Origin of the sequence: Pseudomonas sp. SR18 (assembly GCF_023701505.1) — a bacterium.
Classification (GTDB): Bacteria; Pseudomonadota; Gammaproteobacteria; order Pseudomonadales; family Pseudomonadaceae; genus Aquipseudomonas; species Aquipseudomonas cyclaminis.
In genome coordinates, this window is the sequence record NZ_JAMQAU010000002.1 from 394,907 (window position 1) to 408,035 (window position 13,129).

Genomic DNA, 13,129 nt, shown 5'->3' on the forward strand with positions numbered 1-13,129 from the left:
GCCACGCAGCCTCGCTTGCGCTCGACAGCTGCTACGACCCGAAACTTGCAGAAGACGGGATCTACGGGGGAAAGGGGGCAGGCGTTAGAGTTTGGCTTTGACTGCGGCCAATGCATCCTGGCCATCCACGGTTTTAACCCCATCAAGCCACTTATTCAGCACAGCCGGATTGGCCTTGATCCACGCCTTCGCAGCCTCGGCATTGCTGACCTTGTTGTTGGCCACCTCGGCCATGATGCTGTTCTCCATTTCCTGGGTAAAACTCAAGTTGGTCAGCAGTTTTCCTACGTTCGGGCAGGCCTGTGCATAACCCTTGCGAGTCAGGGTGTACACGCTGCCTGTGTCACCAAAGTACTTTTCCCCGCCTTTGAGGTAGTGCATTTTCAACTGCACGTTCATTGGGTGCGGGGTCCAACCGAGGAAGGTGACGAAGCGTTGTTTTTTCACCGCCCGTGACACTTCAGCCAGCATCGCCTGTTCGCTGGACTCGATCAGTTTCCATTGGCCGAGCTCGAAGTCGTTCTTCTTGATGATTTCCTGCAACGAGATATTCGCCGGCGCGCCGGAGCCGATGCCGTAGATCTTCTTGTCGAACTTGTCGGCGAATTTGTTCAGGTCGGCAAAGTCATGCACACCCGCGTCCCACACGTAGTCCGGCACGGCGAGGGTGAACTCGGTGCCGTCGAGGTTTTTTGCCAGTTGCACCACATCGCCGTTGGCCACGAACTTGTCGTAAAACCCCTGCTGCGCGGGCATCCAGTTGCCCATGAAGACATCCACCTGGCCGTCCTTGAGCCCGCCAAAGGTAATCGGCACCGCGAGGGTGTCGACCTTGGGTTTGTAGCCCATGCCCGTCAGCAGAAAACCGGTGATGGCGTTGGTGGCCGCGATATCGCTCCAGCCTGGATCGGCCATTTTCACGGTTTCACAGCTGGTGTCTGCATACACGTTGGCGCTGCCCAGCACCAGCATGCCCACTATCACAGATAACTTTTGCATGGCCTTCCCTCTGTATTTATTGGTTTTGGCAGGGTTGTGGATAACGTGCCTTGCGCTCCAGGTCATCGAGGTCGATATGGTTGCGCATGTACTGCTGACTGGCGTCTACCAGTGGCTGGTGATCCCAGCTCTTCAGCTTGCCTTGGGTCAGCGCCTCGAATACCAGGCGCCGACGGCGTTGGCTGGCGAGCACCTGCTGGTGGATCGCCGGGATGTCCCATTTGGCCCGCGCTTCACTTAAAAACGCCTCGAACAGTGACCGATGCTGCGGTGACTGGCTGAGATCTTCCTGCTCGTGCGGGTCGTTGTGCACATCGAACAGCAGGCAGGGATCGTCTTCGCTGTAGATGAATTTATAGGCGCCCCGGCGAATCATCATCAGCGGGCTGATGGTGCCTTCGGCCATGTACTCGCCAAACACTTCGTCGTGCCCGCCCTGCCCTTGCAAGTGCGGGACCAGTGAGCGGCCATCCAGTGGCAGGTGTGGGTCGAGTTCGCCGCCGGCCAGTTCCACCAGGGTCGGCAGCAGGTCGGCGGTGGACACCGCGTGGGAAACGCGGCCCGCCGCAAACTGCCCCGGTGCACAGACCAGCAGCGGCACGCGGGCGGCCATTTCAAACCAGTGCATTTTGTACCAGAGGCCGCGCTCGCCGAGCATGTCGCCGTGGTCACCGGAGAACACGATGATGGTGTCGTCGGCCAGGCCGGTGTCTTGAAGGGTTTGCAGCAGCTTGCCGACATTGCTGTCGATGTAGCTGCAGGCACCGAAGTAAGCCCGGCGAGCATCGCGGATCTTATCCACAGGCAGCGGCTTGTCCCATAGGTCGTAGACCTTGAGCAGGCGTTGGGAATGCGGGTCGAGATCAGCTTGCGCGGGTGTTGCAGGCAACGGGATGTCGTTGTCGTCGTACAGATCCCAGAATGGCTTGGGAATCGTGTACGGGTCGTGGGGATGGGTCATCGACACGGTCAGGCAGAACGGCTGGTCGCCGTCTTCACGAATATGGTCGAACAGGTACTGTTGAGCCTTGAACACCACCTCTTCGTCGAAATCCAGCTGATTGGTGCGCACGCAGGGACCGGCTTGCAGTACCGAGGACATATTGTGATACCAACTGGGGCGCACGTCCGGCTCATCCCAGTTCACCGCCCAGCCGTAGTCAGCGGGGTAGATGTCGCTGGTCAGGCGTTCTTCATAGCCGTGCAACTGGTCCGGCCCGCAGAAGTGCATCTTGCCCGACAGCGCGGTGCGGTAACCGAGGCGACGCAGGTAGTGGGCATAAGTCGGTACATCGGCGGGCAAATCCGCCGCATTGTCGTAGGCGCCGATCTTGCTCGGCAACTGGCCGCTGACCAAGGTGAAGCGCGACGGCGCGCACAGTGGGCTATTGCAATAGGCAGCGTCGAACACCACGCCTTGTTCGGCGAGGCGGCTGAGATTTGGCAGCTTGATCGGGGAAGATCCGTAGAACGGCAGCATCGGCGCGGCCATTTGATCGGCCATGATGAAAAGAATGTTCTTGCGCTTCATGGGTTCTCGGCATTCCATAGGCGGTGTTTATGCGAATGAGCATGCGGCCCATTGAAAATGGGGTAAAGCCCATAAAAAGCAATGTCTAGGATAAGCACAGCTTATGTATGAGTCCCTGGGTGACCTGTCTCTCGACCTGCTGCGCGCATTTGAAGCGGCGGCACGCCATCGCAGTTTTACCGCCGCCGCGATGGAGCTGGGCACCACCCAGCCCGCGATCAGCCAGCAGATCAAGCGCCTCGAAGAACAGCTGGCGGTGCGCCTGTTTGATCGCATCTATCGCGGTATCGAACTGACGGACGCCGGCGCCCTGCTGTTCGAGCACGTGCAAGGTGGCCTGCAGAGCATCAATCAGGGCCTCAGCGCCATCACCCAGCAGGACCAGCACGAAGTGCTGCAAGTGGCCACCGACTTCGCCTTCGCCGCCTACTGGCTGATGCCGCGCCTGCACCGCTTCCACCAGGCCAATCCTCAGGTCGATGTGAGCCTGGTGACCAGTGAACGCAACCACGCGACCCTGCGCAGCGACATTGACGTGGCGGTGCTGTTTGGCGACGGCCGCTTCAAACAGGGCGACAGCCTGTGGCTGTTCAATGAGGAAGTGTTCCCGGTGTGCAGCCCGCAGTGGCTCAACGCCCAACCCGCACCACTGACCCTGCATAACTTGCACGATGTGCCGCTGCTGCACCTGCGCCAGGAAAACAACAGCCAGTGGTTCGACTGGAGCGGCGTGTTCCGCGAGCTGGGCATCACCGCGGCGCCCACCCCCGGCCAGTTGCGTTTCGACAATTACACCCTGCTGATCCAGGCGGCGATTGCCGGCCAGGGCGTGGCCATCGGCTGGCGCCATTTGGTGGATAACCTGCTGGAGCAGAACTGGCTGTGCCGACCGATCAGCGACACCGTGATCTCACGTTTCGGCTACTACGTGGTACAGCCCCAGCGCAAACGCCGGGGGCAGTTGGTCGAGCGTTTTGTCGAGTGGCTGGTGGCCGAGCAGGCCAGCAGCGCGCAGTCGTTGACCGGGCTGGCTCTGCCGTCGATTGCGGTCTAGGATTTGGCGCATATTGGATCCGGAGTCCGTCATGCAACGTATCAAGGGCTATCACGCCCATATCTACTTTGACGCAAACACCCTTGAGCAGGCGCGCACCCTGTGCGAAGACGCTGCCAAACTCTTCCCGCTGCGCATGGGGCGTGTACACGAAAAGCCCGTCGGCCCGCACCCGGACTGGAGTTGCCAATTGGCATTCGACGCCGAATACATCGGCGTCGTGCTGCCGTGGCTGGTGATCCATCGCGACGGCTTGGTGGTGTTCCTGCACCCGGATACCGGCGACGATTTAAAGGATCACACCGACTACGCGATCTGGATGGGCGCCATGCGTGACCTGAACTTGTCAGCCTTTTCTTAAATTTCGTCCCTGAATGTGGGATTGATATTTATATATTGAGACTTTCTCGCCCATAGGTTTATATTCGCGGCATCCGCTCTGAACTCAGGTGAAGCGATGCAGGCGCAATTGATCGCGCTCGATTGGGGGACCAGCTCCCTTCGTGCTTACAAACTCGGCCCCGCTGGCGTGGTGTTGGAACAACGCTCGCTGGCGTCGGGCATCATGCATTTGCCCAGTGAGCCCCGGGACATCGCCGGCGTGCGTTGCAGTGACGGTTTTGAATTGGCCTTCGACGCGGCCTGCGGTGACTGGCTCGACGCCCAACCCGGCTTGCCGGTGATTGCTTGCGGTATGGTCGGCAGCGCCCAAGGCTGGAGCGAAGCGGCTTATCGCAATACTCCGGTTGATGTCGCCAGCCTCGGCCAGGCTCTGCATACGGTGCGCAGCTTGCGCGGTGTCGATGTGCACATCGTGCCGGGTGTGATCGAGCAGGTCGGTTTGCCCAATGTGATGCGCGGCGAAGAAACCCAAGTGCTGGGCGTGCTGCAGGGTCTGGGCGCTGAAGTGTTGATTGGCCTGCCGGGCAGCCACTCCAAGTGGGTCGAGGTCGTCGATGGCCGTATCACTCACTTCGATACGTTCATGACCGGTGAAGTCTTCGCCGTGCTGAGCAAGCACAGCATCCTCGGCCGCACCCAAAAGACCCCCGAAGCCTTCCAGGCCGACGCCTTTGACCGCGGCGTGCACGTGGCGTTGTCCCAAGACGGCCAGCGCGGCGTGCTGTCGACCTTGTTCAGCGCCCGCACCCTGGGGCTCACCAAGGAACTCGCTGGCGACCAGCAGCCCGATTATCTGTCTGGCCTGTTGATCGGCCACGAACTTGCCGGCCTGCCGGCCAGTGCCCGCAAGACCCCCATCATCCTGGTGGGCGCCGCACCGCTGTGCGCCCGCTATCAACGCGCCCTCGCCCTTTGCGGTTTCGCCCACGTCAGCCTGGCGCAGGAAGCCACCGAGCGCGGCCTGTGGCAACTGGCCGTGGCGGCCGGGCTGGTTCAACCTGTATCGGAGGCCTGACATGCTCAAGCAAGCACTCGCACAAAACGGTTTGATCGCAATCCTGCGCGGCCTGCGCCCGGATGAAGCCCAGGCGGTCGGCCAGGTGTTGTATGACGCCGGTTTCCGCGTGATCGAAGTCCCGCTGAATTCGCCGGACCCGTACACCAGCATCCGCACCCTGCGCGACAGCCTGCCCGCCGATTGCCTGATCGGTGCCGGCACGGTGTTGACGCCCGAGCAGGTCGGGCAGGTCAAAGCGGCTGGCGGCCAAGTGATCGTCATGCCCCACAGCGATGCCAAGGTGTTGCGCGCCGCCAAAGCGGCGGGCCTTTACCTGTCGCCGGGTGTGGCCACGCCGACCGAAGCCTTTGCGGCCCTCGCCGAAGGCGCCGACGTGTTGAAGTTGTTCCCAGCCGAGCAAATGGGCCCGGCAGTGATCAAGGCGTGGCTGGCGGTACTGCCGGCGGGCACGCTGCTGTTGCCGGTAGGCGGCATTACCCCGGACAACATGCAGGTGTTTACCGACGCCGGCGCCAAGGGGTTCGGGCTGGGTTCCGGGTTGTTCAAGCCGGGTATGACAGTGGATCAGGTAGCGAGCCGTGCCCAGGCTTATGTCGCCGCCTGGAAAGCCCTGAGCTGATATCAAGTTCCGCGCCCACAGGCGCCGCATCTATAAGAGAGATAACAGATGAAAATCACCAAACTGACGACCTATATCGTCCCGCCGCGCTGGTGCTTCCTCAAGGTCGAGACCGACCAGGGCGTGACCGGCTGGGGTGAGCCCGTGGTCGAGGGCCGCGCACACACCGTGGCGGCTGCCGTTGAAGAATTGTCTGACTACCTGATCGGCAAAGACCCACGCAATATCGAAGACATCTGGACCGTGCTCTATCGCGGCGGCTTCTACCGTGGCGGCGCCGTGCACATGAGCGCCCTCGCCGGTATCGACCAGGCGCTGTGGGACATCAAGGGCAAGGCCCTCGGTGTGTCCGTCAGCGACCTGCTGGGCGGCCAGGTGCGCGACAAGATCCGCGTGTACTCGTGGATCGGCGGCGACCGTCCGGCCGACACCGCTCGCGCTGCCAAAGAGGCCGTGGCTCGCGGTTTTACCGCCGTGAAAATGAACGGCACCGAAGAATTGCAGTTCGTCGACAGCTTCGAAAAAGTCGACCTTGCCTTGGCCAACGTGGCGGCCGTGCGAGATGCGGTCGGCCCTAACGTGGGTATCGGCGTCGACTTCCATGGCCGGGTGCACAAGCCCATGGCCAAGGTCCTGATGAAAGAACTGGACCCGTACAAACTGATGTTTATCGAAGAACCGGTGCTCAGCGAAAACTACGAAGCGCTCAAGGAACTCGCACCGCTGACCAGCACGCCGATTGCCCTGGGCGAGCGTCTGTTCTCACGGTGGGACTTCAAGCGCGTGCTCAGCGAAGGCTACGTCGACATCATCCAGCCGGACGCCTCCCACGCCGGCGGCATCACCGAAACCCGCAAGATCGCCAACATGGCCGAAGCCTACGACGTGGCCCTGGCCCTGCACTGCCCGCTGGGCCCGATCGCCCTGGCGGCTTGCCTGCAACTGGACGCGGTTTGCTACAACGCGTTTATCCAGGAGCAAAGCCTGGGCATTCACTACAACGAGAGCAACGACTTGCTCGACTACGTGCGGGATCCAGGCGTGTTCGACTACGACAAGGGCTTCGTGAAGATCCCCAACGGGCCGGGCCTGGGCATTGAGATCAACGAGGAATACGTGATCGAACGCGCGGCTATCGGCCACCGCTGGCGCAACCCGATCTGGCGCCATGCCGACGGCAGCTTTGCCGAGTGGTGATTTCTGCCTGAAAGAACAGGGGTCAAAAAATGTGGGAGGGGGCTTGCCCCCTCCCACACTTGATCCGGTTTTTTCAGAAGGCCCACCTCAATAAACATAAGAAGAGGCAACCCCCATGCACCCTGAATCCCTCACCGGACAGGCGTCTTTAGTCACGCCTACCCGAAAGCGCTACTTCATCATGGTGTTGCTGTTTATCACCGTGGTTATCAACTACCTCGATCGCAGCAACCTGTCGATTGCCGCGCCGGCGTTGACCAGTGAGTTGGGGATCGACCCGGTGCACGTCGGCCTTATTTTCTCCGCGTTCGGCTGGACCTACGCTGCCATGCAGATCCCCGGCGGCTGGCTGGTGGACCGCGTGCCGCCGCGCATCCTCTACACCGCCGCCTTGCTGTTGTGGTCCATCGCGACCGTGATGCTCGGTTTCGCCGCCAGCTTCATTGCGCTGTTTGTACTGCGCATGGCCGTGGGGGCGCTGGAAGCCCCGGCCTACCCGATCAACAGCCGCGTGGTCACCACCTGGTTCCCTGAGCGCGAGCGCGCGACGGCGATCGGTTTCTACACCTCCGGGCAGTTTGTCGGGCTGGCGTTCCTCACGCCCGTACTGGCCTGGCTGCAACACTATTACGGCTGGCATATGGTGTTTGTCGTCACCGGTGGCGTCGGTATTTTGTGGGCGGCGATCTGGTACGCGGTGTACCGCGAGCCAAAGGACTTCAAAGGCGCCAACGAGGCTGAAATCCAACTGATCCGCGACGGTGGTGGCCTGGTGGATATGCAGGCGCAAACCGTCAAGGCGCCGTTCAGCTGGGTCGACCTGGGCATCGTGCTGAGCAAGCGCAAACTCTGGGGTATCTACCTGGGGCAGTTCTGCCTCAACTCTACCCTGTGGTTCTTCCTGACCTGGTTCCCAACCTACCTGGTGAAATATCGCGGCATGGACTTCATCAAGTCCGGTTTGCTGGCATCGCTGCCGTTCCTGGCTGCGTTCGTGGGTGTGCTGTGCTCGGGGATTTTTTCCGACTGGCTGATTCGCCGGGGTGCGTCGGTAGGCTTTGCGCGTAAGTTGCCGATCATTGGCGGGTTGTTGATTTCCACAGCAATCATCGGCGCCAACTATGTGGACTCAACCGCATGGGTGATCGCGTTCCTGGCGGTGGCGTTCTTTGGTAACGGCCTGGCGTCGATTACCTGGTCACTGGTGTCGACCCTGGCACCGGCACGGTTGCTGGGCCTGACGGGGGGCGTGTTCAACTTCATCGGCAACCTGTCCGCGATTGCCACGCCGATCGTGATTGGTTTTCTGGCCAGCGGCGATTCGTTCGCGCCAGCGATTACCTATATTGCGGTGCTGGCGTTGCTTGGGGCGTTGTCCTACATCCTGCTGGTGGGCAAGGTCGAACGGATCCAGTTGTAAAAAAAGGTCAATAGCGGCCAGTCCCATTCCAGCATCAGCCAAAGCACCTCTTTGGGTGCGTCCGGCATTGCCTTGAAATAATAGGTGGTTAGACGGCAAGCGGCATGAAGTGCGTTGAAGGGTGAGCAAAACGCTCACCCTTCAAGCCTAGCGGACATTCGAGAGGTTATTCGGTCAGTTCAGCACACCGTCCAGAATCTCGTAGACGATGCCTGTACCCACAGCAATCAACACCACATCCGGTCCCGAACGGCGCCATTCGTAACCCTGGTACACCGGCAGGCGGGCCAGGGCGCGGTTGTCCAGGCGTTCGCCGTAATAGCCGCGAGGCAGTGGCTCGCCGCGAACCAGGCGCACATTTGGCGGCGGCGGTGCGCCCCGGGAGAACTGGCCATGGTTGTCGTGGATGATCTGGCGCACCGGGCCGAAGTCCTGGGGTGGGCCGCCGCGACGGTTGGCCTGTGGGCCGCGATGGTCGTCGCCCCGTTGCTCGTGCTGGCCTTGCGGGCCGCCACGGTCATCACCTCGCTGGTCAGGCGGCGCGGCTTGCACCAGGGCGCTGGCGCCAAGCACCAGCACGCCAAGACCTGCAATCACGGATTTGGGCATTTTCATCGGGTATTCCTCAGGGCACACAAACAAAAAAGGGACGTCGAACGCAGTTCGAAATCCCTTGGTCTTGCTGTTTAGGCCGTGAAGCGGCGAGTTGATTCCTCTGTATCAGGAACTTTACCTCTGGCTACATGGCGCTTACTTACGGGCGTTACGCACACCTTCCGACAGCGCCGCGCAATGGCTCAACACCCCGTCGATGGCTTGCTGGTCGTTGCTGGCATTGGCGATGTGATCGATCAACGCCGATCCCACTACCACACCGTCCGCCAGGCGAGCGATGGCCGCGGCTTGTTCCGGCGTGCGGATACCAAAACCGATGCTGATCGGCAGGTCGGTATGGCGGCGCAGGCGGGCCACGGCTTCTTCGACGTGCTCCAGGGTGGCGGCACCGGCACCGGTCACACCGGCCACCGAGACGTAGTACACAAAACCGGAGCTGCCGTTGAGGACGGTCGGCAGGCGCACGTCGTCGGTGGTCGGCGTGGTCAGGCGGATAAAGTCGATACCTGCCGCCTGGGCCGGGTCGCACAGCTCGCCGTTATGTTCCGGGGGCATGTCGACCACGATCAGGCCGTCGACACCGGCTTCCTTGGCGTCGGCGATGAACGTGGGCACGCCGTATTTGTGGATCGGGTTGAAGTAGCCCATCAACACCAGCGGGGTGTCGTTGTTGTCTTTGCGGAACTCGCGAACCATCTGCAGGGTTTTCAGCAGGTTCTGCTTGGCTTCCAACGCCCGGATGTTGGCCAACTGGATGGCTGGGCCGTCGGCCATCGGATCGGTGAAGGGCATGCCCAGCTCGATCACATCGGCGCCGGCGGCCGGCAGGCCCTTGAGGATTGCCAGGGACGTGTCATAGCCAGGGTCGCCAGCGGTGACGAAGGTCACCAGGGCGGCGCGGTTTTGTTCTTTGAGTTGGTCAAAGCGCGTTTGCAGGCGGCTCATCAGTGTTTCTCCTGCTGGGACTGTTCCATATGGTGCATCACGGTCTGCATGTCTTTGTCGCCACGGCCGGACAGGTTGACCACCATCAGGTGATCCTTGGGCAGGGTCGGTGCGCGTTTGAACACTTCGGCCAGGGCATGGGCGCTTTCCAGGGCAGGGATAATCCCTTCCAGGCGGCAGCATTTGTGGAAGGCATCCAGCGCTTCGTCGTCGGTCACCGAGGTGTACTGGACGCGGCCGATGTCGTGCAACCAGGCGTGTTCCGGGCCGATGCCAGGGTAATCCAGGCCGGCGGAAATCGAGTGGGCGTCGATGATCTGGCCGTCGTCGTCCTGCAGCAGGAAGGTACGGTTACCGTGCAGTACACCCGGTACGCCACCGTTGAGGCTGGCCGCGTGCTTGCCGGTTTCGATGCCGTGGCCGGCGGCTTCCACGCCGATGATCTCGACGCTGGTGTCGTCCAGGAACGGGTGGAACAGGCCCATGGCGTTGGAACCGCCGCCGATGCACGCCACGAGGCTGTCCGGCAGGCGGCCTTCCTGGGCTTGCAGCTGGGTGCGGGTTTCCTTGCCGATCACGGCCTGGAAGTCGCGCACCATCGCCGGGTACGGGTGTGGGCCGGCCACGGTGCCGATCAGGTAGAAGGTGTCGTCGACGTTGGTCACCCAGTCACGCAGCGCTTCGTTCATGGCGTCTTTCAGGGTGCCGGTGCCGGCAACCACCGGGATCACTTCGGCGCCCAGCAGCTTCATACGGAACACGTTGGCCTGCTGGCGCTCGATGTCGGTGGTGCCCATGTAGATCACGCATTGCAGGCCGAAACGCGCGGCGACGGTGGCGGTGGCCACACCGTGCATGCCGGCGCCGGTCTCGGCAATGATGCGTTTTTTGCCCATGCGCCGCGCCAGCAGGATCTGGCCGATGCAGTTGTTGATCTTGTGCGCGCCGGTGTGGTTGAGCTCTTCGCGCTTGAGGTAGATCTTGGCGCCGCCGCAGAACTCAGTCAGGCGCTCGGCGAAATACAGCGGGCTTGGACGGCCCACATAGTCGCGCTGGAAGTAGGCCAATTCTTCGTTGAATGCCGGATCGATCTTGGCCGCTTCGTATTCGCGGGCCAGGTCGAGGATCAACGGCATCAGGGTTTCGGCAACGTAGCGGCCGCCGAATGCGCCAAACAGGCCGCTGGCGTCAGGGCCGTTGCGTAGATCGGTCTGGGATTGAGTCATGGGACGCTCCAGGAAAAAAGGTGTGTAACTGACAATGAGGGCCACTCTACCCCTGACGCTCCCGACTGAAAACCGATAAGATCGCCGAAACCTGTCAGGAAAACTCACAGATGAGCCGAGACCTTCCACCCCTCAATGCCCTGCGCGCGTTTGAAGCCACCGCGCGGCTCAACAGTGTCAGCCAAGCGGCTGAGCAGTTGTACGTGACCCACGGAGCAGTCAGCCGACAGTTGAAGGTGCTTGAGGAACACTTGGGGGTCAGTCTGTTCATCAAAGACGGGCGCGGCCTTAAACTCACAGATTCCGGCGTTCGGCTACGGGATGCCAGCTTCGAGGCATTCGAGCGGTTGAGGGATGTATGCGCCGAACTGACCCAGGCCAGCGCCGACGCGCCGTTTGTGCTCGGCTGCTCGGGGAGTTTGCTGGCGCGCTGGCTGATCCCGCGCTTGGGGCGTTTGAACTCAGACTTGCCGGACTTGCGTCTGCACCTGTCAGCAGGTGACGGCGACCTTGATCCTCGGCGCCCCGGCCTGGATGCCCTGCTGGTCTTCGCCGAGCCACCGTGGCCGGCGGACATGCAGGTGTATGAGCTGACCAGTGAGCGCATCGGCCCGGTGATGAGCCCGCGCTTCAACGGTTACGAACGGCTGCGCCAGGCGCCCGCCTCGTCTTTATGTGGCGAAGCGCTGCTGCACACGACCTCGCGCCCCCAAGCCTGGCCCAGTTGGGCGCAGCAACACGGCATCGAACCCGGCGCGTTGAAACACGGCCAGGGTTTTGAGCATTTGTATTATTTGCTGGAAGCGGCAGTGGCCGGGCTGGGTGTGGCGATCGCGCCGCAGCCGTTGGTGGCCGAGGACGTGCGTGCAGGTCGGCTGGTGGCGCCGTGGGGTTTCAGTGAAACCCCGGCGCACCTGGCTTTGTGGCTGCCCAAACGCGCCGCAGACGGGCGCGCCGGGCAACTGGCGCAGTGGCTCAAGGCTGAGCTTTCGCGCCAGCCGGGGAGCCAGCCGGGAAGTTAGTCACCACGCTTGCACAGCAGATAAGCGGCGAGCAGGCCCAAGGCACCCACAGCAACACCGGCTGTAGTCCATGGGTGCTCTTGCGCGTAATCCCGGGTAGCGACACCGGTTTCACGGATTTTGACTTTGCTTTCTTCATAGGCGTCGCTGATCAGGTGGCGGGAGTGCTTGAGGGCATTCTCGGCATTGCTTTTCAGGGCCTTCAAGGTTTTGCGCGACTCATCCGACGCATCGTCCTTGAGGCTTTCAAGGGACTTGAGCAGGCTCGAAATCTCGGCTTCCATGCTTTCCAGCGACGCTTTGCGTAAAGAAGTGTTGGCCATGTGGACTCTCCTGAAGTGATTGAGTGGCGTGTGTAGATACCGACTCCAGCGGTTTCAGAAAGTGCAGTAAATCTGAACTTTCGAATAGGAATGGCCGCCAGAAGCAGTACGAACATTGACTGCTACGCTTGCTTAACGACCCTAGGAGAACTGCCATGAGTGATCACCACACCTACAAGAAAGTCGAATTGGTTGGCTCATCGACCACGAGTATCGAGGACGCCATCAACAATGCCATTGCTGAAGCCAACAAGAGCATCAAGCACCTGGAGTGGTTTGAGGTGACTGAAACCCGCGGGCATATCGAAAACGGCAAGGTCGCCCACTACCAGGTCACCCTCAAGGTGGGGTTCCGAATTGCCAGTAGTTGATCGGGCGAGTTGAACTTTGCCGGCTGGCCGATTGCCATAACCTGCGCTACAACCAATGGGTGCCGACGCCACAAGCGTCGGCACGCTCTTTTTGATCAGCGCAAGGAAAGTAACGGATGAAGAAGTTCCTGTTAGCGGTAGGTTTGTTGAGCATTGCCGGCACAGCCCTGGCGGCGGGCAAGCCTTGTGACGAGCTGAAAAGCGAAATTGCCGCGAAAATCGACGCCAAGGGCGCTTCGGGTTATTCGCTGGAAGTGGTGGATAAAGGCGCCTCGACCGACGCTAAAGTGGTCGGTAGCTGTGAAGGCGGCACCAAGGAAATCGTCTACAAACGCGGTTGATTGCGTGTTTCAGACATAAAAAACCGACGCAGGTGCGTCGGTTTTT

Annotated in this window: 15 protein-coding genes; 9 read left to right on the top strand and 6 right to left on the bottom strand. The window is 61.2% G+C overall.

Features of this window, described 5'->3' with window-relative positions; genetic code table 11:
- Positions 1-84 precede the first annotated feature (84 nt).
- A complete protein-coding gene (choX, locus tag NDJ82_RS05640; RefSeq protein WP_250925065.1) occupies positions 85-999 on the bottom strand; it encodes a choline ABC transporter substrate-binding protein in 915 nt (304 codons plus the stop codon).
- 16 nt (positions 1,000-1,015) lie between these two features.
- Positions 1,016-2,530: a choline-sulfatase gene (gene betC, locus NDJ82_RS05645; RefSeq protein ID WP_099586160.1), complete on the bottom strand. Its 1,515-nt coding sequence runs from the start codon at positions 2,528-2,530 to the stop codon at positions 1,016-1,018.
- A gap of 103 nt (positions 2,531-2,633) precedes the next feature.
- Between betC and NDJ82_RS05650 the strand changes: the two genes are divergently transcribed.
- The 6 genes from NDJ82_RS05650 to NDJ82_RS05675 all read left to right on the top strand — a co-directional run bounded on the left by NDJ82_RS05650 (position 2,634) and on the right by NDJ82_RS05675 (position 8,240).
- Complete coding sequence (locus tag NDJ82_RS05650; RefSeq protein ID WP_250925066.1) at positions 2,634-3,584, top strand: choline sulfate utilization transcriptional regulator; 951 nt, start codon at positions 2,634-2,636, stop codon at positions 3,582-3,584.
- A gap of 31 nt (positions 3,585-3,615) precedes the next feature.
- Entirely contained in the window at positions 3,616-3,945 is a 330-nt protein-coding gene (locus NDJ82_RS05655; RefSeq protein ID WP_099586162.1) for a DOPA 4,5-dioxygenase family protein, read from the top strand.
- A gap of 96 nt (positions 3,946-4,041) precedes the next feature.
- Complete coding sequence (locus NDJ82_RS05660) at positions 4,042-5,001, top strand: 2-dehydro-3-deoxygalactonokinase (protein WP_112192838.1); 960 nt, start codon at positions 4,042-4,044, stop codon at positions 4,999-5,001.
- 1 nt (position 5,002) lies between these two features.
- The gene (locus NDJ82_RS05665) at positions 5,003-5,623 is read left to right on the top strand and encodes a 2-dehydro-3-deoxy-6-phosphogalactonate aldolase (protein WP_112192839.1); all 621 of its coding nucleotides are present in this window, start codon (positions 5,003-5,005) and stop codon (positions 5,621-5,623) included.
- 48 nt (positions 5,624-5,671) lie between these two features.
- Entirely contained in the window at positions 5,672-6,820 is a 1,149-nt protein-coding gene (gene dgoD / locus NDJ82_RS05670) for a galactonate dehydratase (protein WP_099586165.1), read from the top strand.
- Positions 6,821-6,935: 115 nt separating this feature from the next.
- Complete coding sequence (locus NDJ82_RS05675) at positions 6,936-8,240, top strand: MFS transporter (protein WP_112192840.1); 1,305 nt, start codon at positions 6,936-6,938, stop codon at positions 8,238-8,240.
- Between the two features lie 174 nt (positions 8,241-8,414).
- On the opposite strand, the gene NDJ82_RS05680 is transcribed toward NDJ82_RS05675, so the two are convergent.
- From NDJ82_RS05680 to trpB, 3 genes are all read right to left on the bottom strand, one after another.
- Entirely contained in the window at positions 8,415-8,855 is a 441-nt protein-coding gene (locus tag NDJ82_RS05680) for an anti-virulence regulator CigR family protein (protein WP_112192842.1), read from the bottom strand.
- 135 nt (positions 8,856-8,990) lie between these two features.
- Positions 8,991-9,800, bottom strand: a complete 810-nt coding sequence (gene trpA / locus NDJ82_RS05685) for a tryptophan synthase subunit alpha (protein WP_158879292.1) — start codon at positions 9,798-9,800, stop codon at positions 8,991-8,993.
- A complete protein-coding gene (trpB, locus tag NDJ82_RS05690; protein ID WP_112192844.1) occupies positions 9,800-11,026 on the bottom strand; it encodes a tryptophan synthase subunit beta in 1,227 nt (408 codons plus the stop codon). The genes trpA and trpB overlap by 1 nt, the downstream gene beginning before the upstream one ends.
- A gap of 110 nt (positions 11,027-11,136) precedes the next feature.
- Between trpB and NDJ82_RS05695 the strand changes: the two genes are divergently transcribed.
- Positions 11,137-12,048: a LysR family transcriptional regulator gene (locus NDJ82_RS05695; RefSeq protein ID WP_250925067.1), complete on the top strand. Its 912-nt coding sequence runs from the start codon at positions 11,137-11,139 to the stop codon at positions 12,046-12,048.
- Here the strand turns inward: NDJ82_RS05695 and NDJ82_RS05700 are convergent.
- A complete protein-coding gene (locus tag NDJ82_RS05700; RefSeq protein WP_003170746.1) occupies positions 12,045-12,371 on the bottom strand; it encodes an ElaB/YgaM/YqjD family protein in 327 nt (108 codons plus the stop codon). The two genes, NDJ82_RS05695 and NDJ82_RS05700, sit on opposite strands and share 4 nt — an antisense overlap.
- A gap of 155 nt (positions 12,372-12,526) precedes the next feature.
- Between NDJ82_RS05700 and NDJ82_RS05705 the strand changes: the two genes are divergently transcribed.
- Positions 12,527-12,742 carry a dodecin gene (locus NDJ82_RS05705; protein ID WP_032885105.1) on the top strand — a complete coding sequence of 72 codons (216 nt, stop codon included), beginning with the start codon at positions 12,527-12,529 and terminating at the stop codon, positions 12,740-12,742.
- Positions 12,743-12,858: 116 nt separating this feature from the next.
- The gene (locus NDJ82_RS05710) at positions 12,859-13,083 is read left to right on the top strand and encodes a DUF1161 domain-containing protein (RefSeq protein ID WP_032885104.1); all 225 of its coding nucleotides are present in this window, start codon (positions 12,859-12,861) and stop codon (positions 13,081-13,083) included.
- Positions 13,084-13,129 lie beyond the last annotated feature (46 nt).

Coding starts and splice junctions, on each gene's coding strand:
- choX (WP_250925065.1), bottom strand. CDS start 999: ATGCAAAAGTTATCTGTGATAGTGGGCATGCTGGTGCTGGGCAGCGCC.
- NDJ82_RS05680 (WP_112192842.1), bottom strand. CDS start 8,855: ATGAAAATGCCCAAATCCGTGATTGCAGGTCTTGGCGTGCTGGTGCTT.
- NDJ82_RS05650 (WP_250925066.1), top strand. CDS start 2,634: ATGTATGAGTCCCTGGGTGACCTGTCTCTCGACCTGCTGCGCGCATTT.
- trpB (WP_112192844.1), bottom strand. CDS start 11,026: ATGACTCAATCCCAGACCGATCTACGCAACGGCCCTGACGCCAGCGGC.
- dgoD (WP_099586165.1), top strand. CDS start 5,672: ATGAAAATCACCAAACTGACGACCTATATCGTCCCGCCGCGCTGGTGC.
- betC (WP_099586160.1), bottom strand. CDS start 2,530: ATGAAGCGCAAGAACATTCTTTTCATCATGGCCGATCAAATGGCCGCG.
- NDJ82_RS05665 (WP_112192839.1), top strand. CDS start 5,003: ATGCTCAAGCAAGCACTCGCACAAAACGGTTTGATCGCAATCCTGCGC.
- NDJ82_RS05655 (WP_099586162.1), top strand. CDS start 3,616: ATGCAACGTATCAAGGGCTATCACGCCCATATCTACTTTGACGCAAAC.
- NDJ82_RS05660 (WP_112192838.1), top strand. CDS start 4,042: ATGCAGGCGCAATTGATCGCGCTCGATTGGGGGACCAGCTCCCTTCGT.
- NDJ82_RS05675 (WP_112192840.1), top strand. CDS start 6,936: ATGCACCCTGAATCCCTCACCGGACAGGCGTCTTTAGTCACGCCTACC.
- NDJ82_RS05705 (WP_032885105.1), top strand. CDS start 12,527: ATGAGTGATCACCACACCTACAAGAAAGTCGAATTGGTTGGCTCATCG.
- trpA (WP_158879292.1), bottom strand. CDS start 9,800: ATGAGCCGCCTGCAAACGCGCTTTGACCAACTCAAAGAACAAAACCGC.
- NDJ82_RS05695 (WP_250925067.1), top strand. CDS start 11,137: ATGAGCCGAGACCTTCCACCCCTCAATGCCCTGCGCGCGTTTGAAGCC.
- NDJ82_RS05710 (WP_032885104.1), top strand. CDS start 12,859: ATGAAGAAGTTCCTGTTAGCGGTAGGTTTGTTGAGCATTGCCGGCACA.
- NDJ82_RS05700 (WP_003170746.1), bottom strand. CDS start 12,371: ATGGCCAACACTTCTTTACGCAAAGCGTCGCTGGAAAGCATGGAAGCC.